Below are 1601 nucleotides of genomic sequence, written 5' to 3' on the forward strand. Positions count from 1 at the left end.
TCCTGCATGGAGACGTGATTAGATCACAGACGATCAGCCTGTTCAAATTTCATTAACAAAGTGCGATCCCGCCCTGGTCTTCCAAGAGGAGAGAGAATAGCCAAAACACTAACAGAGCTTAAGCTTCCTGACATTAAAGTGGCTAACAATAAGCTGCTTATTGATGTATCAGTAAGCATGCCGGCAGCCATTGCGCTTGATATAATACTACCCCATATGAGCAAGAGTATTTTCACGGAAAAGCTAGCAGCCAATTTCGGCCTCGCGGCCTTCCCGCTTCTCAATTGAGCATATAATTTTTCCGCAGCCAAAACCTGCTCAGGTTCAGGCTTGGTCCTTACAGACTGGTATTCAACAATCGAACCATTCTTAGCTATTGGCGTTACATAAGCACTTACCCAATAGTGGTCGCCATTTTTACAGCGATTTTTTACTAGCCCCATCCATGAGCGGCCAGATTTTAATGTACTCCACATATGCTCAAATGCAGCAGGCGGCATATCTGGGTGTCTTACGATGTTGTGAGGCTGGCCTAAGGAAGGTGCGAATAAGTCATATGGCACGAGAGCATTTAATGGTAACCCATTGATATTAAATGACTAAAATTTTCATTTTTTGTTCGTGGGATACTTGTTCGCACTTTCCCTAGGTCGTCGTCCTCGCTACCCAGGTACGCCGCGCGTGCCTTGCAGATGAGGGGCCGATGCTCGGCAGGCAAACGCTCCGATACCCATGCGGCAGCAACGTCCTTAGGAGCAATGAGACCAGTTGAAGCGCTGTACCAAATGCGAGCAAGAGCAAGAACGACGTTCCGCTCGTCACCCTTCCAATCCGACTCTGCATTCCACTGGGCAATAGTGTCGAAAAGCGCCTTGGAGAAATGCTCCTTCGGCACCGGCTCGAAAAACGTGGCTGCGGATGGGCCTAGAAGCGCAAGGCTGTGTTGCCTCGCCTTGGTCAGCAAAATCGCAAGATCGTGATCCAGAACGGCAGGCTCGAACGTTCCGGAAAGGATGTCGTGGCGGAGCCACTCACCGAACTGAAGCTCACGCCGCGCCGGATAGCGCCAAGGCACTACTTCGCTTCGAGCGACAACAGTTAGCTCCAGCGGTCGCCATGTTCCGCCATCGCCTGGCGGTGATGAGACTTTCAGCAAATCGAGCATTAGCGCCTGCCGGAGCGAATCGTTAGGTGCGGCGCTGACGGTCACGAGCAAGTCTATGTCGCTGTCCGGCTTCAGCCCTCCATCGATCGCAGATCCGAACAGGTGGATTGTGTCCAGTGTCGCAGCCAGATGGCGCTCGATCACCGCGCGAGCGTGGGACAGCTGCTTGAAAACTTGTGCAGGGAAAAATTCACCCATGATGCCTAACGTTAAGTTCAGCGGCAGCTTTTAAGTTGCGGCTTTGTGGAATACTTTTGCGCAGCAAAACCACAAAGACGCGACTTAAAAGCTGTCCAAGGAGCGAAGCGACTGGTGCTGCAACGCATTGTTAGCCTTTTTTCCAAATCTGGTATGTATAATTCATGTACAGGATCTTTAGCTACAACCAATTGAAATAGATAGAAAAAAGGCTTCGTTTGTGATCTGATTTAATCGC

The 1601-nt window shown here is 50.3% G+C and carries 2 protein-coding genes; both read right to left on the bottom strand.

Annotation, left to right across the window (positions count from 1 at the left end; translation table 11 throughout):
• Positions 1-23 precede the first annotated feature (23 nt).
• On the bottom strand, positions 24-563 hold the full coding sequence (locus OKB81_RS20265) for a PAS domain-containing protein (protein ID WP_442866127.1): 540 nt from the start codon (positions 561-563) through the stop codon (positions 24-26).
• A gap of 8 nt (positions 564-571) precedes the next feature.
• On the bottom strand, positions 572-1363 hold the full coding sequence (locus OKB81_RS20270) for an AadA family aminoglycoside 3''-O-nucleotidyltransferase (protein ID WP_442866128.1): 792 nt from the start codon (positions 1361-1363) through the stop codon (positions 572-574).
• Positions 1364-1601: the final 238 nt, after the last annotated feature.

This window comes from Aeromonas sp. QDB56 (assembly GCF_027705505.1).
Taxonomy (GTDB): domain Bacteria; phylum Pseudomonadota; class Gammaproteobacteria; order Enterobacterales; family Aeromonadaceae; genus Aeromonas; species Aeromonas caviae.